Genomic DNA, 23,822 nt, shown 5'->3' with positions numbered 1-23,822 from the left:
GCGCCGTCCCGGTCCGGGGCTTCGTCCGGGGCGCCGAGAGCGCGCCGGTCCCGCAGGCGGCGGTCACGCTGATCTCGCTCGCGGGGCGCCAGCTCGGCCGGTCGGTGACCCAGACCGACGGCTCGTACGCGCTGGACGCGCCCGGCGCCGGGTCGTACGTCCTGATCGCCTCCGCCGACGGCTTCCAGCCGCTGGCCTCCACCGTCGTGGTGGCCGGTGACGAGCCGGTGGCCTACGACATCCTGCTGAGCGGCACCAGCGGGCTGAGCGGCGTCGTGCGCACCGCGCGGAGCGCGCTGCCGGTCGAGGACGCGATGGTGATCGTGACCGATGTGCGCGGCGACCTGCTGGCCACCGCCGTCACCGGCGCGCAGGGCGACTTCGCCTTCGCCGAGCTGGTGCCCGGCCCCGTGACCGTCGCGGTGAACGCCGCAGGCTACCGGCCGCGCGCCCTGCCCGTGGAGGTCGGCGGCACCGGGGTCACCCGGCTCGACGTCGACCTGGAGGCCGGCGCGCAGCTCCAGGGCGTCGTACGCGCGCCGCGGGGACCGCTGGCCGACGCCCGCGTGACCCTGGTGGACGCGGCGGGCAACGTGGTCGGCACGGCGACGACCGGGTCGGACGGGGCGTACGCCTTCACCGATCTGGACGGCGGCGAGTACACGGTCATCGCGACCGGCTACCCGCCGGTGGCCACGGCCCTGACGGTGACCGGCGCCGGCGGCGACGGCCACGACATCGAACTCGCCCACCCCGGCGAGTAGCCGGCACCGCGGTCCGCGGCGCGCGGCGTGCTCCGGGCGGAGGCGCGCCGCCGCGGGCCGGTCTTCTGTGAACCGAGGAGTACGTGAGATGGGACTGACCGCGAGGATCCGGACGCGGGACGGATGGGCCGTGTCGCACGCGGTCGTCACGGTGGCCGACACGAGCGGCGCGCAGGTGCTGCGCCTGGAGGCGGACGCGGAGGGCGCCGTACGGGACCGCGAGCCGCTGGCCCCGGGGGCGTACACCGTGATCGTCACCGCCGTCGGCTACGCGCCCGCCGCGTCGAGCGCGCTGGTCACCGCGAGCGGGCGGGCCGAGGTCGGCACGGTGACCCTGGCCCGGCAGGGCGGCACCGAATTGCCGCCGCCGGGGCCCTGGACCGTCGACCCGGCGCACTCCAGTGTCGCGGCGGTCGCCCGGCACCTGGGGATCTCCAGCGTGCGGGGCCGCTTCACCGCGTTCTCGGGGACGGTCGAGATCGCGCCGGACGACCTCGCCGAGTCCCGGGTGCAGGCGGTGATCCGGGCCGACTCGATCGACACGGGCAACGGCACGCGCGACGGGCATCTGCGGTCGGCGGACTTCCTGGACGTGGAGAAGTACCCCGAGATCACCTACCGCTCCACGGGGCTGAGCGCCGCCTCGGGCACGGACCGCTGGACGGTGCACGGCGAACTGACGCTGCACGGGGTCGTCCGGCCCGTGGATCTGGACCTGGCGTATCTCGGCACCGGGGCGGACCCCTGGGGCGGGACCCGGGCGGCGTTCCGGGCGACGGCAGAACTGCACCGGGCCGACTTCGCCCTGCACTACAACCAGGTCGTCCAGGCGGGCATCGGCGCCATCGGCACGACGCTGAAGGTGGAGCTGGACATCCAGGCGGTGCGGGGGGAGACCCTGCCGGGAGCCTGAGCCCGCCGGGGCCGGGCTGTCCGGTCGCCCGGCGCCGGTGCCGCGGCAGGCGACGCCCGGCAGGCTCCCCGCTGCCTCAAGGGCGCGGGAGGTACCCCCGGACCCGCCGCGCCGGCCGCAAGGCCCGGGTACGACCAGTACGCGGGCCTTGCGGCCGGCACACCGGGAGCACGGCACCGGCCGCCGCTCCTCCACGGGCGAAGCTCCCGCCCGCCGCGGCGCCTAGGCTGCCTCCATGGCACCGAACATCGCGACCAACACCCCTGTCTCACTCGACGAACTGCTCGACTTCGTCCGTCCCCGGCACCGCGCCCTGCTGCTGACCCGGCGGTCCGACGGCGGGCCGCAGGGCTCGCCGCTGACGTGCGGGGTCGACGACGCCGGGCGGATCGTCGTCTCGACGTACCCGGAGCGGGCCAAGACGCGCAACGCCAGGCGGGACGAGCGGGTCAGCCTGCTCGTGCTCAGCGACGACTGGAACGGCCCGTGGGTGCAGATCGACGGGACCGCCGAGGTGATCGACGCACCCGAGTCCGTGGAACCGCTCGTGGAGTACTACCGCAACATCGCGGGTGAGCACCCGGACTGGGACGAGTACCGTGCGGCGATGCTGAAGCAGGGCAAGTCCCTCATCCGGGTGACGCCGCAGCGGTGGGGCCCGGTGGCGACGGGCGGCTTCCCCGCGCGGCTCGCCCCGGGCGACCAGGACGGATGACGGGCCCTCCCGGTCGGCGGGCGGCTGGGACCGGCGAAGGGGGTCCCCGCGCGGCCGGCCGGCGGCGGGTGCCGCTGCGCTAGGGCGTGTTGCGCGCCACCATCGCTTCGATGCCCGCGACCAGCAGGTCCAGGGCGAAGGCGAAGTCCCGCTCCCACATCTCCTCGACCGTGCCGCCGCCGCGTGCCTCCATGAGCCGCGCCGACTCCCGGACGACCTCGGCGGCTTCCGGGAACCGGGTCACCGAGCCCATCGCGTGGTGGAAGTAGGCGTCCGGGGACATCCCGAACGCCGCGCTGCGGGCGATGAAGTGGCCCTCGATCGTGCCGAAGCCGTACACGAACTGGAAGACGGCCGAGATGGCCGCGACCAGGCCGTGCTCGGGCAGTCCGGTCCGGCGGACGATGCGCTGCACCAGCCGGGAGAAGGCGCGGCTGTGGGGGCCGATGTTGACGTACGTGCCGATCAGCGGGGACAGCCACGGGTGCCGCACCAGCAGGCCCCGGTACGCGCCGGCCAGCGCCCGCAACTGGTCCCGCCAGTCCTCGTCGGTGTCCGGGTCGGGCAGGTCGAGTTCGCCGAAGGCCGCGTCGAGGGCGAGTTCGAGGAGGTCGTCCTTGGTGTCGACGTACCAGTAGACCGACATCGCGGTCACGTTCAGCTCGGCGGCCAGCCGCCGCATGGAGAACCTGGCCAGCCCCTCCGCGTCCAGCAGCCGTACCGTCGCCTCGGTGATCCGGTCGCGGTCCAGGCGGAACGGCTGGCCGCCGCCGCGCGCGCCGCGCCGCTCCTTGCCCTCCTCCAGCCAGACACTGGTCCGGGCGGACTGCCGGGCTGCCCTCGCCATGGCGCACCTTCCTCGACTCCGTCGCGACCGGCCGGCATGCCGGGCGGCAACCCCTCGGGGCGCCGGCCGCCGCCGGGCCACCGTACGGCCGCCGGCTCTCAGTCGGTGTCTGCCCGCTGCGCGCGCCGCAGCAACGTCCAGGCGACGAGTCCGCCGAGCAGCACGGCCGACGCCCCCACCAGCATGCTGGTGCGCAGCCCCGCGGAGAACGCGTCCGTGATCCGCGCCCGCTCCCCGGCCGACCCCGCCGCCGCCAGCGCCGCGGGCAGGGAGCCGGCCGCGACCGGAATCAGCGCCGCGAAACGGGAGTTGAGCAGCGCGCCCAGGACGGCGACGCCCAGCCCGGTGCCGAACTCCGCGACCGCCCCGTTGATCCCGCCGCCGACCCCGGCCTTCTCCGGCGGTATCGCGCTCATGATCGCGTGGGACATGGCCGGGCTCGCCACGGCGGCGCCGGTGCCGATGAGGACCAGGCCCAGCAGCGTCCCCGGGTAGCCGCCGGAGGCCACCACGGCGATGGACGCGAGACCGGCCGCCATCACGGCCATGCCCAGTCCGATGGCGAGCGGACTGCCCAGCCGGGCGGCCCACTTGGCGGCCACGCCGGTGAAGTTCAGGGCCACGATCATCAGCGCGAGCGGGGCCGTGCGCAGGCCGGCCTCCAGCGGCTCGTAGCCGAGCACGAACTGCATGTGCTGGGTGAGCAGGAAGAGCGAGCCGCCCATGCCGAAGGTGATGAGGACACCGCCGGAGACCGCGCCCGTGAACCGGCGGTCGCGGAAGAAGTGCAGGTCGAGCATGGGATGCGGGATACGGCTCTCCCACAGGGCGAAGGCGCCCAGCACGAGGACCGCCACGGCCGCCGTCAGCAGGACGCGCGCCGACGTCCAGCCGTGCTCGGGCCCGGAGATGATGGCGAACACCAGGGCCGACATGCCGATCGTGGAGAGCAGGGCGCCCAGCAGGTCGGGCCGGTCGCCCTGCGGGTTCTTCGACTCGGGGACCAGCAGGACGACCGCCACCAGGGCGAGCAGCGCGACCGGCAGGTTGATCAGGAAGATCGCGCCCCACCAGAAGCGGTCCAGCATGAAGCCGCCGAGGAGGGGGCCCGCGGCGAAGCCCAGCGAGTTCACCGCGGCCCAGATGCCGATGGCCTTCGGCTGCTCCTCCGGGCTGAAGATCTGGATGGCCACGGCGATGACGGTGGTCATCAGCAGCGCGCCGCCGACGCCCATCCCGGCGCGTGCCGCGATCAACTGGCCGGTGGAGTCGGCGAGTCCGGCGACCAGCGAGCCCGCGCCGAACAGGGCCAGACCGAGGGCCAGCATCTTCTTGCGGCCGTAGCGGTCGGCCGCGCTGCCCGCGGAGAGCAGCAGACCCGACTGCACGAGCGAGTAGGCGTTGATCATCCACTGGATGTCCGAGGTGGTGGCGCCCAGTTCGCGGGTGAGCGAGGGGATGGCCACGTTCAGGACGGTGTTGTCGAGCACCACGGTGAGCACCGCGAGGCACAGCACACCGAGGATCAGCCAGCGCTGCGGGTGCCCGCCCGGAGCCGGGAGCCGGAGCGGGGCAGGGACCTGCTCCCGGGGGGACGTCGTCATGCTGTGCACCGTAGAACAAGCGCTGTACGCCGTACAACGAGTTTGCGCGAGAGGCGGCGGTGACCGCGCGCAGCGCCGTCCTCGCCCCGGCGCAGCTCCACCAGCGGGACGTCGGCCAGGCGTGCTCCACGGCGTCGGGGGCCTTCGCGCCGGTGGCGGGCTCTTCCGTCCCGGGCCGGATGCGCTCCCTCCTGGGCGGCTCCTCCCGTGACTTGATCACGCTCGCGCCGGACGCCGGGGTCGCCCGGGAGCGGGGAGACCGCTGCCGAACCGCTGCCGAACCGGATGGAGCCGGGGTTCAAGGCCGCCGGCCTGGACGTCCGCCGCTTCACAGCAGCGAGGGCCTGGCGCAGATCCGTCAGGCCCTGTTCGACGTGCACGCGGACGCCTGCGGGGAAGCCCTGCGCGACGGGTTCAACCAGCGCTTCCCCTGGTTCGTCGACCACCGGGGCGGCACCCCGGACTTCGCCTGCGGGCGGCGGGCGCGTTTCGCCGCCCCCCGGTCATGAGACGGCGGGCTTGATCAGATAGCCGGCGCCGCGCCGGGTGTGGATCATCGGCTCCCGGCCGGCGTCGATCTTCCGGCGCAGATAGGAGATGTACAGCTCGACGACGTTGGCCTGACCGCCGAAGTCGTAGGACCACACGCGGTCCAGGATCTGCGCCTTGCTGAGCACGCGCCGCGGGTTGCGCATCAGGAAGCGCAGCAGCTCGAACTCGGTGGCGGTGAGGTGGATGTGCTGCCCGCCGCGCGTCACCTCGTGGCTGTCCTCGTCGAGCGTGAGGTCCCCGACGACGAGCACGGACTCGGAGCGCCGGTCGGAGGCGCCGGAGCGGCGGATGAGTCCGCGCAGCCGGGCGACGACCTCCTCCAGGGCGAACGGCTTGGTGACGTAGTCGTCCCCGCCCGCGGTGAGCCCGGCGATACGGTCCTCGACGGCGTCCTTGGCCGTGAGGAACAGCACCGGCACGTCCGGCAGTTCGCGGCGCAGCCGGCCGAGGACGGCCAGCCCGTCCATGTCGGGCAGCATCATGTCCAGCACGACCGCGTCCGGCCGGAACTCGCGGGCGGTGCGCACGGCGCCGTGCCCGTCCCCCGCGCTGCGGATCTGCCAGCCCTCGTAGCGCAGGGCCATGGAGAGCAGCTCGGTGATCGACTGCTCGTCGTCCACCACCAGCACGCGGACGGGGCTCCCGTCCGACCTCAGCAGTTCGGTCCGCCCCTGGGGCGAGGTCGTGGTCATGCCCGACACACTGTCGGGGCCCTCTGAGAGCGCCCTTGTCGCAACCTGTGATTTTCCTGAGAAACGCACAGGAAGCTCTCAGGCGGCACCTGGGAAGCCCCCGGCGGACACACATCCCGAGATGCGGCCCGAACCGTCCTGCTCCCCCCCGTGAGCAGGCGGTCCTGCGCGACGGCGCGCCCTCCGGGCGGAGAACACCCGCTGCCGCACGGCCGGTTCGCCCTCCCGATCAGAACAGCCCTTCCTGCGTGCCCGCCCCCCGCTCCCTGAACGCCCTGACCGGCACCGTCAGTTCCCCCGTGTCCGCCGTCGGCACCAGCTCCCACCCCTTCATCAGCCGGGTGTCGACGACGACCACTCCCCGGGTCGTCTCCAGGTGCAGGTCCGGCCCGGCAGCCGCGGCGAGGCGTCCGCTCACCGCCCCGCCCGCGACCAGCTCGGCCACCTCCCCTACGGCGGCCGGGAGCGCCGCGAGCCCGAACACCCCGGCGTGGTCCACGGGCCGGAAGGGCGCGCGGTCCAGCGACTCGGGCCAGCCGGGGAGCGCCGACGCGCGGGCGTGCAGGTCCGCCAGCTCGGCCGCGCGCTCCGCCGCCGACGCGGGCAGGGCGGATCTGACGGTCCGCTTGTCGGCGTACGGGACGCGGTCCGGCACGCGCAGGGCCGCCCGCAGCAGTTCCTCCGTGCGCCGGGCCGCCATCAGCGGGCCCGAGCCCAGCCGGCTGAAGCAGACCGCGCCCTGCTCCAGCAACCGGACCGGTCCCCGCTCCACGGCGGTGATGCCGACCTTGGCCATGCCGGGTCCGAACCACGCCAGATAGACGTGGTACGGCCGCGGATCGTCCGCGAGGGTGTCCGCGGCGACCGAGTGCGCCCGGTCCAGCCGCGCGCACTCCTCGCAGCGCCCACCCGTGCCGCGCCCCGGCACGGCCGCCCGCCGCGGGCACGCGTGTCCCCGCGCCCCCACGCAGGTCCGCACTCCCCCTTCCGCCACCCCGAAGGCCACGCGCTTCCCCCAGGTCAGCGCGGAGCGCCGGCCGCCGTCCCACACCAGCTCGGGGCCGTGCGCCGACCACCGCAGACCCGAGCATCTCCATGCCTGTGCCATCGCTCTTCGACCTTAGAGGCAGGCACTGACAACTCGGGCCGGCCTGGTCCGCCGCCCTCGCCCACCCGCCGCCCTCGCCCGCCCGCCGCCTCCGCCCGCCCGGTCCCTCGTCCTCACGGTCCGCCGCCCTCACGGGCTGGTGCGCCCGCACGCTCGGGCCTGCGCAGGGCTCTCCGGGCGAGCCGCACCGGCAGGACGGGAGCCGGGCCTCAGCCGTAGAGGGCCACCCTCGGCCGTACCGTGCCCCCGGCCCTGGTCCCGGCCCCGGCGCCCGCGACGGTGAGGCGGTAGACCTCGGTGAGCGTCGCGCCCGGCGGCAGGGTGCGGTGCGCGCCCGCGAGGCCCGTGTACAGCGTCCCGGTCGTGGTCCGCACCGGGACGTCCTCCCAGTGGCCGTCCGCCGCGCGCCGCTCCAGCCGTACGTCCGACGGCGCCAGGAACGGCCCCGCGTCCGGGGAGAGGACGAGCAGCTGCGGGGCCACCGTGCGCCGCGCCGGGGTGTCGTTGCGGTAGGTCGCGGTGAACGCGCGCGACTCCCCCGGGTGCGGGAGCGGACCGGGCGGCAGCTCCGCGAACCCGGCCGGTGCCCGGTCGGCCAGGGGCTTGGCCCCCCGGGCGGCGGCCACGGCGGTCCCCGCCGCCACGACGCCGGTCAGCGTCACGGCGAGGGCCGCGCAGACGAGCAGACCACGACTTTTCTTGAACGACACGTTCACTGTTCCTTTCGGATTCGCTCAGGTGAACTGGCTTGTCCCGCACGGCTGTCGCCCTCGCGGTGCTCCAGGTTATGCCGTGGACTGGCGAGTTGACGGGCTCCGGGCCCTCCGGATCTCATCCTCGCGTGCGCGCGGGACGGTTCCGGTGTGCGACTGCAAGGGGACACGCGCCGGAGCGGGCGGCCCCGCGCCCCCGCCCGGGACCGCCCGCCCCCGCCGGGCCCGGCACGCCCCGCCGCCCGTACGCCCTCAACTGCGCTTGCCGCAGCGCTTGTTGACCGGTAGCCAACCGGTTGCGCGGCACCCGTGTGGATCTTGCGAAGCGGCGTTCCGGCCCAGTCCGGAACGGTAGAGTCCGCGACATGAACGCTCGGCTGACCCTGCTCGACACGGTGGCCCCCGGTGTCGCGGAAAGCGAGGTCTTCCGGCTGGCCCTCCAGCACGCGGTCGCCGAACTGGGCGCGCTGGGCGGCATGATCCATCTGCGCGGCCCGATGTCCGCGCTGCGCCTGGTGTCGGCGGCCGGACTGCCGCCCGCGTTCACCCGCTCCTGGGAGATCGTCGACCAGGACGCCCCGGTGGCCCCGGCCCGCGCCCTGCACGAGGACGCCGGCGTCTGGGTCCCGCTGGCCCCGGCCCGCGGCCCGCGCGAGAACGGCGGCGTCCGGCCCCCAGGGGCGGCGGCCCGCGCGTCGCAGGAGACCGAGGGCCCCCGGGCCCAGATCCCCCCGGCCCGCACCCCGCACGAGCACGACGGCTCCCGGACCCCGCACGAGAGCGGCGGCCCCCGCACCCCGTACCAGCGTGACGACTTCCGCACCCCGTACCAGCGTGACGGCTCCCGGACCCCTTACGCGAGCAGCGGCTCCCGCACGCCGTACGAGAGCGGCGGCCTCCGCACCCCGTACGACCACGGCCGTGTCCGCGTCCCGCCGGAGCCGGCCCGGTCCGCCGGTTCCCGGGGGCCCCTCTGGCCCGGCACCGGCCTCGCCGCCCTCCCCGTGCGCAGCGGCAACCGGGTCACCGGCGCCCTCAGCGTCCTGATGGACGAGCGGGGCGAACCGGAGCCCGCCCACTGGCGCTTCCTGCGGTCCGTCATCGCCTGGACCGAGGACCGTATGGCGAAGGCGCCGCCGCCCGCCGGCCCCTCCCGGCCCGCGCAGCCCGAGCAGAACGGCGAACGGCTGCGGCAGGCGCTGAAGGAGGTCAGCGTCGGCTCCTGGGACTGGAACATCGCCACCGGCGACCTGATCTGGGACGAGGCGGCCCTGGAGCTGTACGGCACCCTGCCGCAGGACTTCACCGGGCGGATCGACGCCTGGATGCGGTGCGTGCACCCCGACGACCTGGCGCCCACACTCGCCGCGGCGGAGCGCGCGATCCACGGCGGGAGCGCCTTCGAGGCCGAGTACCGGGTGCGGAAGCTGGACGGCACCTGGGGCTGGACGCAGGCGCGCGGCAGGGCGACGTACGGCGAACGGGGCGAGCCCCGCCGGATGGTCGGCGTCGGCTGGGACAGCACCGAGCCGCGGTCCGCCCGGGACGCGCTCGGCCGGGCCCTGCGCCACATGAGCGACGGCTTCCTCGCCATGGACGACGACTGGCGGATCACCTTCGCCAACCTGGAGGCCGAACGCACCCTCGGCTACTCCGAGAAGGAGCTGTTCGGGCGGCTGCTGTGGGACCTGCCCGCCGCCGAGCAGGTGCCCGGCCTGGAGATCCGCTGCCGGCAGGCCGCCGCCGCGGAGAAGTCGGTCAGCTTCGACGTACGGCTGCCCAACGGGCGCCTGTGCCACCTGCGGCTGGTCCCCGGCCCGGACGGGCGCACGATCTACTTCACCGACGTCACCGAGAAGCGGCGGATGGAGGAGGAGCGCCGCTCCGCCGAGCGCGCCGCGGCCGAACGGGCCGCCCGGATCGCGGAGTTGACGGCCGCCCTCGCCAAGGCGACGACCGTGCGGGACGTGGTGGACGCGGTCGCCAGCGGGGTGCTGCCCCCGTTCGAGGCGACCGGGCTGCTGGTGCAGGCCGTGGAGGGCGACCGGCTGCACACCGTGGGGTCCGTCGGCTACCCGGACGACGTCCTGGCCGTGCTCGACGGCCGCGAGCGTACCCAGCCCAGCCCGATGTGGGACGCGATCCTGGCCGGGGCGCCGCTGTTCCTGTCCAGCCCCCGCGAGTTCGCCGCCCGCTACCCGGGGCTCGCCGCGCTGCCGGCCCGCGCGGGCAAGCGGGCCTGGGCGCTGATCCCGCTGATCGCCTCGGGCCACACCTTCGGGGTCTGCGCCGTCAGCTTCGACCACCCGCGCCGCCTCACCGACGAGGAACGCACCCTGCTGACCGCGACCAGCGCCCTGGTCGCGCAGGCCCTGGAGCGGGCCCGCCTCTTCGACGCCGAGCACACCCGCTCCCGCGAACTCCAGCGCAGCCTGCTCCCCCGCGACCTGCCCGTCGTCCCCGCCTGCACGGCCGCCGCCCGCTATCTGCCGGCCGGCCACGGCATGGACGTCGGCGGCGACTGGTACGACATCATCCCGCTGTCCGGCGGGCAGGTGGCCCTCGTCGTCGGCGACGTCATGGGCCACGGCCTGCCGGAGGCGGCCACCATGGGCCGGCTGCGCACCGCCGTCCACACCCTCGCCGACCTCGAACTGCCGCCCGACGAGATCATGAGCCACCTCAACGACATCGTCGGCGCCATGGGCGAGGAGTCGTACGTCACGTGCCTGTACGCCCTGTACGACTCCACCAGCCGCGTCTGCTCCATAGCGAGGGCGGGCCACCCGCCGCCCGCGCTGCTGCACCCGGACGGCACGGTGGAGTTCCCCGCCCTGTCGGACGACCCGCCCCTGGGCGCGGCCGAGCCCCCGTTCGAGACGACGGAGGTCCCCGTCCCCGAGGGCAGCGTGCTGGCCCTGTACACCGACGGGCTGGTGGAGTCCGCCAAGCGCGAGCTGGACGTGGGCATGGCCGCGCTCGCCGAGGTGCTGCGCGCCGCGCACGGCGACGGCACGGCGGCCGACCTGGAGCTGCTGTGCGAGCGGATCACCGGCGCGCTGCTGCCCGCCGACCACCAGGCGGCCGACGACGCGGCCTTCCTGCTCGCCCGACTGCACGCCCTGCCCGCCGCCCGCATGGCCTCCTGGCCGCTGCCGGAGGACCCGCGGGCGGCGGGCCAGGCCCGCGGGCTGATCCGCGACCAGCTCGCCGCCTGGGAGCTGGACGACCTGATCCCGACCACCCAGCTCCTGGTGAGCGAACTCGTCGGCAACGTCGTGCGCCACGCCCGCGGCCCGCTGCGGCTACGGCTCCTGCACGGCACCGAGCTGATCTGCGAGGTCTTCGACGGCAGCCTGACGATGCCGCGCATCCGCCGGGCGACGGAGAACGACGAGGGCGGCCGGGGCCTGCAACTGGTCACCGCGCTGTCCACCCGCTGGGGCACGCGGTACACGCCGACGGGCAAGTGCATCTGGACCGAACAGGCCCTGCACACCCCGCTCGACCCGGCGGACCCGGCGGACCCGGCGGACCCGGCGGACCCGGCGGACCCGGCGGACTCGGCGGAGGCGCTGTTCCCGGGCTTCCCCGGCCCGGACTTCGACGGGGACCTGGACGCGCTGCTGCTCGACGACGAGCGGTGAGACGAGCTGCGCGGGGAGGGGGACGGCGCCGACGGTCCCCGGCGCTTCCCTCGGAGGCGGACGGACGCGCGTCGACTCGCGCGTCAATTCGAGTGCGCACGCACGTATGAGACCGGCCCCCGCAAGATTCTTTCGACTGCTATCACACAGCAGGAATACGAGTCGTCAGAACTTGTAGTTCGCGATCATAGCGTTACCGAACACATCGTAGACCGACACAAAACCCTGATCGGAGTCCTTCCATTCAGCGAATGCCTTGACGACTGCATCGGCGGCCGCTTGAGGGTCCTTCACCGGAGTCTTCCCGCCGTTGATATCAGTGGAGACGTACGCGTTTCCTGTCTTTGCGTTCCACTCACCGATGATTCGCTGGACACGTCCGACCGCGCCCTTCTGGACTGCGGTTCCGTTTTCGTTGATCCAGGCCCGGAACTCCCGGGCATTCTTCCTCGACTGCGCCTCATTCGTGTCTGCGGGCAACTTCTCAGCGACTCCGATCTTGTCAGGTTTCGCTGCACTGTCAGTGCTGCAGCCTGCGGCGCCGACAATCAGGACGGCACTGATCAGCATGGTGTGCACACGCACGAAAATCTTCCCCTTTTTTTACCAATGAACGACTGGAGCCCGTTCATTAATGGACGACGGGAGGGGCGGAGCGGGACATTACATGTCAAAGACTCGGCCAGCACCCGGAAACCCGGCTGGAGCCGATACAGAAATCCAGCTGCGGACGTGCCGGCGGAGGCCAGTCCTGCACAAGCCGACACACGCGATCTACTGTCCGGCCGATCCACCCATGCACATCGAGGCCATTCGGACCGCTTTTCCACGCACGGCGATTCCCCCATTTTCCCGTCCCGACGGCTTGGGCACGTGGTCGGAATACCCCTGCCCGCCTGTGCCCTTGATGTTCGGCACGAAGCGATCGATCGGAATCGACACAAAACCTAACACGTCGACCAACATCAACACCTGGTATTTTTCGGCCACATACAGCGAGGAGCGACGAAAAGCACTCACCCGACCTTCGGGGTGATGCATTCCGTCGGGCGGAGTCCGGGCGCCCGAACGCCGCTTTGTCAGAGGTGCAAGCTCGGGTGGTGAAGGTCCCCTTCCACCGCGAGGGCCTGCACCGTCCCCGACTCCTCACCCGGGCTCGGGCCCTGCTTGCGCCTCACTCCGAGCGGGGAAGCCGCGTCGGGACCACTCGCGCCGCTCACTCGTCGCCGCCCCGCCGGAGCGCCTCCGCCAGCCGCACGGCAAGGTCGGCGGGTACGCGCCCCCACTCCACGAGCCCGAGACCGGGCGGGCCGGCTCCGGCTTCGGCTCCGGCTCCGGCTCCGGCTCCGGCTCCGAGCGAGGGCAGCAGGATGCCGAAGCGGGGGCGTGGCATCGTCACCCGCTTTTGAGAGGACCGCGGCCATCTCCCTCGCCGGAGTCCACATAGCGGGCATCACCCTCTGGACCGCACGCCGGTCCGAACGAACCCCACAGCCGCGCTCGGCTCATGGATGAGGCGGGAAGCACACGGTCGCGGTCGGCTGCTGTCCGAAATGCGATCGCTCGTTCGCGGGAGTTCGGCATAGAGGGCCGATGTGGTGACAAGCCTCCCCTCGGCCGCCAGAACGGCCAGGCAATCGCAGCCTCGCACAAAGGAATTCGATCATGAGCTTCATCCAGACCGGCAAGGTCGACCTGCGGTCCGACGACCCCATCGAGACGAGCGGCGGCAACACCTCGACCTTCACGCGGGTCACGTTCCCCAGCCCGTTCCCACCGGGTTCCAACGTCGTCGTCCTCCCGCTGACCCAGACCTTCAACGGTCCGGAGACACCGGGCATCCGCGTCCACGACGTCACCAACACCGGCTTCCTCATCCGTCTCAACGAGGTGTACGCCGGCGCCACCAAGAGCGACGGCAAGCACACCACCGAAACCATCGGCTGGCTGGCCGCGACCGTCTGACGCACACGGTCCGGCCCGGCACGGGTACCCCGCTCCTTCGCTCGGACCGGGCCGGAGCACTACGCGCCGACCGAGGCGGTTTCCGTCAAAGCGCTCCCGTCAACGCCGAAACCAGAGGCCGTCAGGTCGCCCCTGACGGCCTCTGGCCTGCTGTGCACCCGGCAGGATTCGAACCTGCAACCTTCTGATCCGCAGCTCTGGAGAGATCGGTCATTGGAGGCCATACGGGCTGCGGGGAGGGGCGTGACTGCCGGTGGCGGTCGCTGGGGTTGCTGTACTTCGTTGCTGCACCGCAGAATCGGATGATGTCCCGATCAGTAGGTGAACGCACTGCCGACCCGTGCCCTCGGTGTCTCGTCGCAGCGGTCCGTCCGGGCCGACCGATGACTGTTGAGGGGTGCGATGTGGTCGGCTATCTCTGCGGTCACTGTTCGCATGCGTGGGCTCGTCCGGTCGAGGATGACCTGGACGTCCATGACATCGTCAGGGTGGATCTTCCCGACCGTACGCTCTACGGCGACGTCTGGCAGGTGGAAGACGACCGCGTCCAGGTCCGCGGTCCGGGCGGTGGGCTGCTGTGGGTTGAGCGCTGGAGAGTCATCCTCTACTGAGGGAACTCGGGAGCACCGGCTTTGCAGCACCGACCGCGCACCAAGGTATCGCCGCAGGGATGTGCACCCTTTCCAACTGTGATGGTGGGCTCAGGGGTCTCGAATGGGGTCGTTCACCTGCGTTCATGGGCAGCCGGTCGTTTGAGCGGCTACCGCCTCCGGTCCCATCTGAACGTCTGCGAACGGTGCCCGTTCACGGTGTAAACCCGCAAGGTCATCCGGGGCGGGAGACCGCCGTCCTCGCCAGGGCTTCCCGTGCCGATCACTCGACGCCGCCTTGTCGGAGCGCCTCCGCCAGTCGCACGGCCACGTCGGCGCGTACACGCCCCAGTTCCACGAGCCCAAGTGCGGGCGAGCCGACATCGACTCCGAGCGATGGCAGCACGATGTGTGCCTGATCGAGAGCCGCCCGTAGGGACTCCACAAATCTCGGTACAGCTCAGTCGGGGCAAATATCCTCGCCCGGCCAGAGCCCACACTCCCAGTACCGCATCGAGACGGTCCGCATCGAGACGGGCGAACAGACGCCGCAGCGTTGATTCGTCCACCCCGCCCCGCTCCAGACCCAGCCGTTCCAGCGCGGCACTTCCCGCATCCCGGGCCCACTCCCCGATCGCGGTGAACCCCCGGGCTCCGGCCACCACCGCACACACCGCCACCGCGATCAGTGCACCCACCGGGTGCCGGACCCCGCGCCGACGACGCGGATCAGGCATCCGAGCGAGCAACTGGACGAGGAGCTCATGATCCGAGGCGGGCGTGCGAACAGGGCCACAGATGCGGGACGATGGCATGGCGCGGGCGTGATCCCTTGGTCGGACGGTAAGGCGTAGGAACCTCCATCCAACCGGACCGGAACACGCCCGCACACCTCTTCCACCTGCAAAACCCCACGTCACAGGCCTACAGAACGACCGTCACAGGCCTACAGAACGACTTTGCCGGGGCCCTGCATTCACGCCCCAGACATGGGCATTGACCAGCGCCGGGTCATCCGCACGGTAGATCGAGTTGTACAGCGTGGTGGCATGGGTCCGCACCTCGATGCCAGGTACCCCGGCAAGGGGGCGATAGTGCATGAGGGCGAGTCGGCAACGGGACTCGATGCCGTGGCCGAACCGCTCTTCCGTGCCGCGCTGTTGGACATTCACGCTGTCCGGATCGCCGATCGCGATACGAACCGCGCACCCGTCGGCAGCTCGCTCTCGCAGCAGGTCGTTGAGCCGCGGGTACGCCTCGTGCAGGAAGACGGCGGCATACACCAGCACGTCGATGTGCCTGCGGGCCTGGGTCAGCATGTCCACAAAGGTGGACACAGGGATGTCCGCCCGCTGATCGTAAAGAGCCACAAGTTCCGGGCTGACGGGAGCCCTGCCGCAGGCCGGACTCGTCCACCGCACCGCACACCAGCGTGGCGCTGGGCTGCGTCGAGGCGCTGGCCGAACTCCACGCCAAGGGCTGGGCGCACGGTGACGTACAGCCCGCCCACTTCATCATCGGCCCGGAACGAACGCACCTCATCGACCTCGCCCTTGCACGGGGAAGCCACGTGCCCGAGGGATACGACTTCCCGTTCCGCGGCTGCCTCGTCCACTACGAGGCACCCGAGATCGCACGCAGCGTCCTCGACACCGGCCAAGCCGAGCCGACACCCGAAGCCGACGTCTACGCACTCGGCGCCTCCCTCCTCATCTCCGCCACCGGCCAGCGGGCGATGGAGTACCCGGACGACGCTCCCCGCACAGCACAGCGAGAGGCCGTCGCGAACGGACGGCGCCGGGAGGTCAAGGCGCCCGGCACGCTGGGCGAGTTGATCGACGCCATGCTCAGCCACACGCCAGCGGACCGGCCCACCCTCCCCGAAGTGAGCAAGACTCTGAACTGACTGATCCGGTCACGGGACCCCCGATCGGCACCCCGCCACCGAAGATCCCGGCGACCGTCCGCGCGCCCCCGAACACAGCCGCCGATTCGACCACCGGCCAACCCTCCCGGCAAGGCATAAGACAGAGGCCCTGTGGATCACTCCACAGGGCCTCTGGTCTGCTGTGCACTCGGCAGGATTCGAACCTGCAACCTTCTGATCCGTAGGATCGGGCAGCACGTGACGAGGATTGCCTGCGGCTTCCTGCTGCAATCGCCCAGAGGGGTGATCATGCGTGTCTGTGTGCCGTCGTTGCCGTCAGGGCTGCCGTCAAGTTCGAACGGTGGCGGACGGTTCCTGAGCGGTCGACTCACCCCATCACGGTGGCGATGGCGAGGGCGATTCGCTCGATCCAGTCGATCGCATCGGTCACGTCGGCGTCGGAGATGGGGCGGCGACGCTTGAGATCGCCGTCCAGCAAGTCCGCGTCATGGGCGATCCTATTTCGGCGATCGGTGATCGAGTTGTACTTCTGCTTCAGTGTCTGGGCGTTCATGGACGTACGGCCGTGGTTCCACTCGTTGAGCTGGACGGCGGCCTTGGCCCAGATGTCCTCTTCCGTCACCAGCTTCAGCGCCTCGCTAATCTTGCGAGGGTTCTGCAGTGCCGCGTTGCCCCACTTCGCCTTGACATGCTCGGAGACGGCGTCAGCGAGCGTCGTCGTACCGCGCCGGACTTCCTCCACCTTGACCAGGGGCAGCTCGAACTTCGTCAGCTGATACGGCATTCCGGGGCTGTCCGCAGCGGCCAGCTCGGCGACGCGCCGGTACAGCTCCTCGTGGAACCAGTGGTCGATGGCGCTGACGGCCTGCACCCAGGCAGCGCGGTAGAAGTCACCGATGTCGATAACCGGGGACTGGAAGGCAGCCAGGCTCCGACCCGCCACGATCATCTTCCGGGCGTACTCAAGGTTGGTCAGGAACGCCCGGAATTCGCGCGTCTGCGGCTGTGCGGCCGGCATGGGACTCCCCCGTCTCGCTGATCTGGAAACTCAGGATTCCGGCGGGACAGAGGAGGAGCAACCCAGTTACGGTTCAACCACTCTCAGTTGGCTCAATCGCATCGGTGTCGGCTGAGACCTCACCACCGAGGGCCTCCGCGATGGCCGCGAACTCGCTCAGCGCAGCCTGCAGCTCCTCGACGATCTCCTGGGCAATCAACTCGGGCGCCAGGAGGCTGTCGGCGTCGTCGAGTGCCGGGTCCTTCATCCAGGTGATGTCCAGATTCACCTTGTCGCGGGCGATGAGTTCGTCGTAGTCGAAGGACCTGAAACGCTCAGACTCAACCCGCTCGCTGCGCGACTTTCCGGGCAGGTACGCCTCGACGAACTCGTCCAGAGCCGCGCGGGTCAGCGGATGCTGCTTGAGGGTGAAGTGCTTGGCGGTACGGAAGTCATAGACCCACAACTTCGAGGTGTTGTGGGCACCGCCACTGCGCGGCGGCTCCTTCTCGAAGAACAGGACATTGGCCTTGACCCCGCCTGCGTAGAAGATGCCAGTCGGGAGACGCAGGATCGTGTGGAGGTCGAACTCTTCGAGTAGGCGGCGCCGTACCTTCTCACCCGCGCCGCCTTCGAAGAGCACGTTGTCCGGCAGGACAACAGCCGCACGGCCCTTCATCTCCAGCTGCGACATGATGTGCTGAAGGAAATTGAGTTGCTTGTTGGTGGTGGTGGCGCGGAAGTCGTCCCGCTCGTACGAAATGTCTTCCCTCTCTGCCTTGCCATCCGTGCCGACGATCGTGATCGCGGACTTCTTGCCAAAGGGCGGATTGGCGAGGATGAGCGACGCGTGGCGCTCGGGCTTGTCGGCAAGCGCATCACCCACGGTGATCAACGACTCGCCGTCGGCGTCACCGATCCCGTGCAGCAGCATGTTCATGGCTGCCAGGCGGGCCGTGCCGGTGACCAATTCGTTGCCCCAGATCTTGCCGGACCCCAAGTCGAGACGCTGTTCCCGCGACAGGTACTGCATGTGGTGCTTGCGGATGTAGCTGTGCGCGGCGATCAGGAAGCCGCCAGTACCACATGCGGGGTCAGTGATCGTGTCCTCGGGCTTTGGCTGCATCACGTCGACCATGGCGTCGATGAGTGCGCGGGGCGTGAAGTACTGGCCGGCACCCGTCTTGGTGTCCTCCGCACCCTTGGCAAGCAGACCCTCGTAGGCATCGCCCTTGAGGTCTGTCCCCTGGATCGTCCAGTCCTCTTTGCCGATCAGCTCGACAACCAGCTTTTCGAGCAAAGCGGGCTCGGTGATCCGGTTTTGGGATTTGGCGAAGATCGTCCCGAGGGTGGTGCCGGGGTTCTTGGCGAGTGCTTGGAGGGTGTCGCGGTAGTGGACTTCGAGGTCGATGCCCTTGAGGCGGGCCAGCGATTGCCAGTCGTACTTGGCGGGTACGACGGTCTTGGCCTCCTGCTCGGTGAAAGGGTCGGTTGCGATCTCGTCGGCCATCTTGAGGAAGAGCAAGTACGAGAGCTGCTCGACGTACTCGATGGTTGACAGGCCGTTGTCACGCAGGACGTTGCAGTAGTTCCAGAGCTTGGCGACCAGGCTGTTGGTCTGTGCATGCGCCAGGGCGGGAGATGCGGGGGTCACAGGGGAAGCTCCTGCTGAACGGCGTTGATGGGGAAGAGTGTTGAGGACTCGGGGGGTGGGGGCGGCGGTTCGTCGGCGGTGGCCGACCTGCGGGAGGGGCGGCCGGCCCGCTTCGGCTTGCCACCCTGGGCCTCGGACTCGGAGCGGATGCGGTCGAGGAGGACGGAGGCAGGCTCGTCGGCGGGGTCTTGAAGGACCAGTCTGCCCAGGAATGCGCGGCTCAGCAGCGCGCCCCTGAGGTGACGCTCACGTGCGCTCGACGTAACGGCCGCGTCTTGTAGACGCTTCAGGTGAATCTCAGTCGCTGCGAATTCCTCAACTAGCCGAGCTTGGACTTCGGCATGCGGAACAGGAATTTCCAGCTTTCGTAGCTTTTCCTGAGGTAGATGCTTAATGGTGGTTCCGGTAAGCATCCGAGCCGTTCGCCCGTTACGGACACACTCTTCGATCATGAGCGCGAGCCAGCAAGAAGAGGCTCTCTCAGACGGCCGGACCCGATGTAGGGCCTTCTGGAAGGTCATGAGCGTTTCCGAACCTGGCCAAATTGCACAGCGGCCAGGTTCGCCGCCCTCACAAACGAGCAAGTCCCCAGCATTGAGTGCGAATTTCACTGCCTGCTCGGGCGGCATAGGAACGCTCGAAATCGCCTCTAGGTCGAATTCGCCCCATCTGACATTCACGTTCCGTAGGTAGGGAGTGTCGGATCCGGCATTCTTCTTCGAGTCCAGCATCTTGCCTAGAGACGTCTGCGCCACAGCTTCCAAAGGCACGAGCTGCGCCCCCAAGATCATGGCGCGATCACGCAGTCGAGCCAGCGCGGAACGCCGCAATGGAATGGACCAGGATTGGGCACGATCCAGGTTGCTAGCAGCCGAATCAAGTCGGGAGAGATGATCTTCGAGGGCCTCGACGATGCGGTCCTGCTCCGCAAGCGGAGGTAGCGGAACCTTGACCCGTTTCACCTTGCTCGTACTCAAGGTGTAAAGACCGCTGGTTGACTGTGCAACTTCCTTCAGTTGGCGCGATACAACGGGCGCGTTCCAGACCAACTCCAAGTACCGAGCGGAAATAGCTCTGGTGGGGCGTACTCGGATCAGGTGGTTCTGATGCACCGCGTCACTAATCGCGCCACGCCATGTGGCAGCGCGTCCGATCTGGTCAGGACTTCCATTGCCTTCAACAACCAGCAAGTCTCCGTCCCTGAGCCTGTACTTCTCCAGTTCCCCTTCGAAAAGTTCAATGTCGTGTACTTCTTCGAGGGCAAGTTTTCCTCGTCCGACATTGGCAACACGTAGAAACGGGTAGATATTCTTGACAGGACGCCGCTTCTGTTGCTTCTGGATTCCGCCGCTAACCTCGGCCACCTCGCCCAGATCAAGCAGAATCCAAGTGGCCGGAAGTTCCACGTCACTCAACCCGCTCAAGCCAACTCTCGATTCAGCTCACTCAACATCGATCGAACGTCCCGCCCCGGAAATGCGTGCGCGAACCCCCGTCCGCCGCCCTTCCCCTTGAAGGGCTCGGCGTTAAGCTCCGCCGTGCTGATCCCGACGTCGCTCGCCACCACATCCCGTACGGACCGCAGCCACCACAGCTGCTCCTCTGAGAAGTCCGCCCCCGCCTGCCGTTGCTTGAGCAGCCACCCCTCGAAGCGTTCCTCCACCGTCTCACGATACGGCCGCAGCTCCTCCTCGACCCCGAGCTCGTACCGGATCAGCGAGATCAGATCGGGCACCCCGGCCTCCCGGCCCCCACCGTCGGAGTGGACCACCGCGCCCAGGTCCTCGTAGTACGTCCACAGCACCTGCGGCGTCCAGGCGAACTGCGGACGGCGGATCTCGAGTGCCAGTTCCTTCAGGGCGGCGTACGTCTCCGCAGGGGAAACCGACCGGGGGCTCGTCAGCGCGATGCTGACCGCCGCAATACGGTCGCGCTCGTCCTTCAGGAGTCGGCTCCAGCGGCCGACCTCCTCCCGGGCCCGCTCCTCGCGCGGGATCTCGTCGACGTCGGTCACCTCGACGGCCGTGAACTCGTCGAAAACGTAGTCCTTGTCCCGCCGGATCTCGATGATGTGGCGCCGCAGATCGGGATAATCCGTCAGCGGCGCGATCGCGTCCTCCACGAGCCGCCTGGCCGCCGCCTGGCCGCCCTCTTCCAGCGCACGCTCCTGCCGGTCCGGGTCCACCGCCTTCACTATGGCGCCCGCGATCTCCGACAGGGTGCGGCCACCCGAGGCCCGCGTCAGTTGCTCGCGTTCCTCGTCCGTCAGCTGCTGGTTGAGCCGGGCCAGTCGTCCCGCCAGGATCTCGGCCTCACCAGTACTGATCGACTTCGTACCGGCCTTGTCCAGCAGCTTCGCCAGCGAGACCTGCCGCTCGCCCGCCGGCACCAGCGGCTTGGCATCCACCAGCGGGGAGTCCGTCACGCCGACCGCATCGACTAGTACGAACCGATCTTTGCGGACCGATGCGTCCGCGTCCGGCGTGACTTCCTGGAGTTCGGTCGCGTCGATAGTGCGGGCGCCGCGGCCCTTCATCTGCTCGAAAAGGACGGCGCTGCGCACCTCGCGCAGGAAGATCACGCACTCCAGGGCCTTCACGTCTGTACCGGTCGCGATCATGTCGACGGTGACGGCGACCCGCATCCGAGGCGAGGTCCGCAGGGCGCGGATCAGTTCGTCCGGGTCCTCGCCGGCCTGGCGGCTCTTGTACGTGATCTTCTTTGCAAAGTCGTCGCCGCGCCTGAAGACTTCCTTAACCTGGGCGAGGACATCTTCCGCATGGTCTTCGCCGACCGCGAAGATGAGAGTCTTCGGCAACTCGGTCCGGCCGGGGAACCAGCGCCGCCAGTTATCCCGGTATGCGGTGAGCACCGCCCGGATCTCGTCCACCGTCACTACCGAGCGGCCTATCTGCCCGGTCGTGTAGGTGAAGTCGTCGTCCAGTTCCTGGTAGCGCTGCCGCCGCGTCTTGCGGTCCTTGACCCGCACCGTCGTGCCCGACTCGATGGTCGCGGCACCCTTCTCACGCAGGTCGGTGCGCATCCGTACGACGTCGAAGTCGACGTTCACCCCGTCCGCAACGGCCTGCGGATAGGTGTATTCGGAGACCAAGTTACGGCCGAAAAAGCCGAGGGTCTGAAGTGTGGGGGTGGCGGTCAGACCAACCAGATGTGCGTCGAAGTACTCCAGCACACCCCGCCACAGGCCGTAGATCGAGCGGTGGCACTCGTCCACGATGATCAGGTCGAAGGACTCGATCGGGACCTTGGGGTTGTAGGAGACCTCGATGGGCAGATCCGTGGCGTACGTGTCCTCGTACGCCGTGCTGTCCGAAGCCTCGTCCGCCTGCTCGTCATCGACGAGGATCTCCCCACGCAACAGCGAGTACATCTTCTGGATCGTGCAGATGACCACCGACGAGGTGTCCTGGAGGCCCGCCGCTCCGAGCCGGTCGACGTTGTAGATGTCGGACAGCTTGCGGCCGTCGTCCGGTGTCGTGAACTTGCGGAACTCGTCGTACGCCTGCCTGCCCAGGTTGTTGCGGTCGACGAGGAACAGGACCCGGCGTGCCTTGGCATGCTTGAGCAGCCGGTAGGTCTGTGCCACGGCGGTGAAGGTCTTGCCCGCGCCCGTAGCCATTTGGATCAGGGCCCTCGACCGGTCCTCGCTCAGGGACTCCTCCAGACCACTGATGGCGTCGATCTGGGCTAGACGCAGCCCGTTCGGCTCCAGTACGGGCAGTCGGCGCAGAGCTGCCCGGAACGTCGGGGCGCCCGGTGTCTCGTCGGCGCGACGCATCCAGGCGGCCACCGTCTCGGGGCGGTGGAAGGAGAACACCTCTCGGGAGCGGGCGTCGGGGTCGAGGCGGTTGATGAAATAGGTCTCGGTGCCGGTCGTCGCGTAGCGGAACGCGAACGGCTCCGTCTCCCGCCAGACGGCGAGCCGGTGCTCCTTGAGGACACCGGCAGCGTATCGGTCGTTCTGCTCCACGGCGCTGGAGAGGTGGTCGCCCTCCCGCTTGGCCTCGATCACACCGACGATCCTGCCGTCGACATACAGGACGTAGTCCGCGCGGCCGGTGGCCAGCGTGAACTCACGGACCGCCACCCCCTGGTTTTCTGCCGGGCTGACCTGGTCGCGGTCCTGGACGACCCATCCAGCCGCGTGCAGCATCTCGTCGATAGCCTCACGGGCCTGCACCTCGTTTAGTGCGGCCGGCCGTTGCGCACGGTGGATGATCGCCTCGCGCCGCTTGGCGTCGACCGGGCGCGGCTGCCTGCGAGCGGCCTCGTACTTCGCCTGCTGGGCAGCGCGCAGCTCTTCAATCTGGGTGCTCAACTGCTCGACCCGTGCCAGCAGCTCGGTCTTGTTGGCGTCGGCGCTGGCGATCAGGTTCTCGGCCTCGGCTCGCGCCCTGCGCTCGGCCTCTAGCGCATCGCCAGCCTCCGCGAGCCGCATGCGGGCCTGCGTGAGCGCCTGGCGGTGGCCGTCGAGGGCCTCACGCAGCTCGGCCAGCTCGACAGGGTCCGTGATCTGAGCGCTGTCACCGGGGTCCGTGGGCGGCACAAACTCGGCGACGGTCCGCCGGCCGTCCATGGCATCGTGGAACCAGAGGCCGAGCCGGTAGCAGATCCGCACTGCGGCCAGGGCCCGCGCCGTGTCGAAGAGGTGACTATGAGCGGCCTTGTTCCGGTCCCGGCGCAACCTGTCGAAATCGTCGCGGATCTCCGGAACGAGGACTCCGGCTCTGGTCAGAGCGGTCAGTCGGTCGATCTGCCGGTCGCCCTCGATCCGCATCCCGATACGGGCGACCAGTTCCTCGGCAAGGACCTCGCCGAACTGGCCCGCCTGGACCAGGGAGGAATTGGGGTTCGTGAACACGGTCGCTTCGGCAGAAGCCCCGTACAGGGAGAGGAGCGGCTGGTGCTGATACAGCACCCCGAAGTTGGGTGAGCCCTTCGCGAAGTCGCGAAGCCGATCGTCCATGCTGCCCTATCCCCCGCTATCGCACCCTACTAATTGGTGGGAACTCAGCTTACGCAGCGATGCGTGGGGAGGTGTGGATGTTGTCGGTTCAACCGCTGCGTCGTACCCAGGTAAGAGTGTCTCGGGGGCGCTCATCCCGCCATCGACCGACCGGCATGGCTCTGCAGCGTTGCTGCAAGGGCTGAG

Annotated in this window: 21 protein-coding genes and 2 pseudogenes; 9 read left to right on the top strand and 14 right to left on the bottom strand. The window is 69.9% G+C overall.

All coding sequences use genetic code 11. The annotated features are described in order from the left end of the window. From SZN_RS23875 to SZN_RS23865, 3 genes are all read left to right on the top strand, one after another. Positions 1-764 (top strand): MSCRAMM family protein (locus SZN_RS23875; protein ID WP_007499564.1); only part of this gene is annotated, 764 nt, incomplete at its 5' end. Positions 765-852: 88 nt separating this feature from the next. After that, positions 853-1,677, top strand: a complete 825-nt coding sequence (locus SZN_RS23870; protein WP_007499562.1) for a YceI family protein — start codon at positions 853-855, stop codon at positions 1,675-1,677. A gap of 235 nt (positions 1,678-1,912) precedes the next feature. Further along, entirely contained in the window at positions 1,913-2,392 is a 480-nt protein-coding gene (locus SZN_RS23865; RefSeq protein WP_007499560.1) for a PPOX class F420-dependent oxidoreductase, read from the top strand. Positions 2,393-2,471: 79 nt separating this feature from the next. Here the strand turns inward: SZN_RS23865 and SZN_RS23860 are convergent, their stop codons facing one another. Then, positions 2,472-3,239, bottom strand: a complete 768-nt coding sequence (locus tag SZN_RS23860) for a TetR/AcrR family transcriptional regulator (RefSeq protein WP_007499559.1) — start codon at positions 3,237-3,239, stop codon at positions 2,472-2,474. A gap of 98 nt (positions 3,240-3,337) precedes the next feature. Beyond that, positions 3,338-4,843: an MFS transporter gene (locus tag SZN_RS23855; RefSeq protein ID WP_007499557.1), complete on the bottom strand. Its 1,506-nt coding sequence runs from the start codon at positions 4,841-4,843 to the stop codon at positions 3,338-3,340. A gap of 59 nt (positions 4,844-4,902) precedes the next feature. Between SZN_RS23855 and SZN_RS42005 the strand changes: the two genes are divergently transcribed. After that, the gene (locus tag SZN_RS42005) at positions 4,903-5,352 is read left to right on the top strand and encodes a hypothetical protein (RefSeq protein WP_007499555.1); all 450 of its coding nucleotides are present in this window, start codon (positions 4,903-4,905) and stop codon (positions 5,350-5,352) included. Here SZN_RS42005 and SZN_RS23845 read toward each other — a convergent pair. From SZN_RS23845 to SZN_RS23835, 3 genes are all read right to left on the bottom strand, one after another. Next, a complete protein-coding gene (locus SZN_RS23845) occupies positions 5,347-6,087 on the bottom strand; it encodes a response regulator transcription factor (RefSeq protein WP_007499553.1) in 741 nt (246 codons plus the stop codon). The two genes, SZN_RS42005 and SZN_RS23845, sit on opposite strands and share 6 nt — an antisense overlap. Before the next feature lie 229 nt (positions 6,088-6,316). Beyond that, on the bottom strand, positions 6,317-7,195 hold the full coding sequence (locus SZN_RS23840; RefSeq protein ID WP_007499551.1) for a DUF2797 domain-containing protein: 879 nt from the start codon (positions 7,193-7,195) through the stop codon (positions 6,317-6,319). 209 nt (positions 7,196-7,404) lie between these two features. Beyond that, positions 7,405-7,905, bottom strand: a complete 501-nt coding sequence (locus SZN_RS23835; RefSeq protein WP_208865839.1) for a hypothetical protein — start codon at positions 7,903-7,905, stop codon at positions 7,405-7,407. A 368-nt stretch (positions 7,906-8,273) separates the two neighbouring features. Between SZN_RS23835 and SZN_RS23830 the strand changes: the two genes are divergently transcribed. Beyond that, complete coding sequence (locus tag SZN_RS23830; RefSeq protein WP_007499547.1) at positions 8,274-11,555, top strand: SpoIIE family protein phosphatase; 3,282 nt, start codon at positions 8,274-8,276, stop codon at positions 11,553-11,555. 165 nt (positions 11,556-11,720) lie between these two features. On the opposite strand, the gene SZN_RS23825 is transcribed toward SZN_RS23830, so the two are convergent. The 3 genes from SZN_RS23825 to SZN_RS23820 all read right to left on the bottom strand — a co-directional run bounded on the left by SZN_RS23825 (position 11,721) and on the right by SZN_RS23820 (position 12,954). Then, positions 11,721-12,125 (bottom strand): hypothetical protein, encoded by a 405-nt coding sequence (locus SZN_RS23825; RefSeq protein ID WP_063741767.1) that lies wholly within the window; start codon positions 12,123-12,125, stop codon positions 11,721-11,723. 204 nt (positions 12,126-12,329) lie between these two features. Further along, entirely contained in the window at positions 12,330-12,596 is a 267-nt protein-coding gene (locus SZN_RS40975; RefSeq protein ID WP_139063571.1) for a hypothetical protein, read from the bottom strand. Positions 12,597-12,771: 175 nt separating this feature from the next. Further along, entirely contained in the window at positions 12,772-12,954 is a 183-nt protein-coding gene (locus SZN_RS23820) for a hypothetical protein (RefSeq protein WP_007499543.1), read from the bottom strand. A 266-nt stretch (positions 12,955-13,220) separates the two neighbouring features. Here SZN_RS23820 and SZN_RS23815 point away from each other — a divergent pair, with 266 nt between their 5' ends. From SZN_RS23815 to SZN_RS41530, 3 genes are all read left to right on the top strand, one after another. Beyond that, a complete protein-coding gene (locus SZN_RS23815; RefSeq protein WP_007499541.1) occupies positions 13,221-13,520 on the top strand; it encodes a hypothetical protein in 300 nt (99 codons plus the stop codon). Positions 13,521-14,008: 488 nt separating this feature from the next. Next, entirely contained in the window at positions 14,009-14,131 is a 123-nt protein-coding gene (locus SZN_RS43250; protein WP_279627036.1) for a hypothetical protein, read from the top strand. 277 nt (positions 14,132-14,408) lie between these two features. Further along, the gene (locus SZN_RS41530; protein ID WP_167546324.1) at positions 14,409-14,546 is read left to right on the top strand and encodes a hypothetical protein; all 138 of its coding nucleotides are present in this window, start codon (positions 14,409-14,411) and stop codon (positions 14,544-14,546) included. A gap of 67 nt (positions 14,547-14,613) precedes the next feature. Here SZN_RS41530 and SZN_RS43245 read toward each other — a convergent pair. Together SZN_RS43245 and SZN_RS23805 are read right to left on the bottom strand one after the other, a co-directional pair. Continuing rightward, positions 14,614-14,925, bottom strand: a pseudogene (locus tag SZN_RS43245) (transposase family protein); the annotation flags it as partial. Between the two features lie 156 nt (positions 14,926-15,081). After that, positions 15,082-15,495: pseudogene (locus tag SZN_RS23805) on the bottom strand (XRE family transcriptional regulator); the annotation flags it as partial. 47 nt (positions 15,496-15,542) lie between these two features. On the opposite strand from SZN_RS23805, the gene SZN_RS23800 reads away from it, so the two are divergent. Beyond that, positions 15,543-16,016 (top strand): protein kinase domain-containing protein, encoded by a 474-nt coding sequence (locus SZN_RS23800; protein WP_007499535.1) that lies wholly within the window; start codon positions 15,543-15,545, stop codon positions 16,014-16,016. Positions 16,017-16,365: 349 nt separating this feature from the next. Here the strand turns inward: SZN_RS23800 and SZN_RS23795 are convergent, their stop codons facing one another. From SZN_RS23795 to SZN_RS23780, 4 genes are all read right to left on the bottom strand, one after another. Beyond that, entirely contained in the window at positions 16,366-17,016 is a 651-nt protein-coding gene (locus SZN_RS23795) for a hypothetical protein (protein ID WP_007499533.1), read from the bottom strand. Between the two features lie 73 nt (positions 17,017-17,089). Next, entirely contained in the window at positions 17,090-18,649 is a 1,560-nt protein-coding gene (locus SZN_RS23790; RefSeq protein WP_007499531.1) for a type I restriction-modification system subunit M, read from the bottom strand. Then, the gene (locus SZN_RS38915; protein WP_007499529.1) at positions 18,646-20,055 is read right to left on the bottom strand and encodes a restriction endonuclease subunit S; all 1,410 of its coding nucleotides are present in this window, start codon (positions 20,053-20,055) and stop codon (positions 18,646-18,648) included. Before SZN_RS38915 ends, SZN_RS23790 begins: the two co-directional genes overlap by 4 nt. Positions 20,056-20,069: 14 nt before the next feature. Then, positions 20,070-23,636 carry a type I restriction endonuclease subunit R gene (locus SZN_RS23780; RefSeq protein ID WP_007499527.1) on the bottom strand — a complete coding sequence of 1,189 codons (3,567 nt, stop codon included), beginning with the start codon at positions 23,634-23,636 and terminating at the stop codon, positions 20,070-20,072. Between the last annotated feature and the right edge of the window lie 186 nt (positions 23,637-23,822).

This window comes from Streptomyces zinciresistens K42, assembly GCF_000225525.1.
In the GTDB taxonomy this organism is placed as follows: Bacteria; Actinomycetota; Actinomycetes; order Streptomycetales; family Streptomycetaceae; genus Streptomyces; species Streptomyces zinciresistens.
This window is presented reverse-complemented; position numbering and strand designations above follow the sequence as displayed.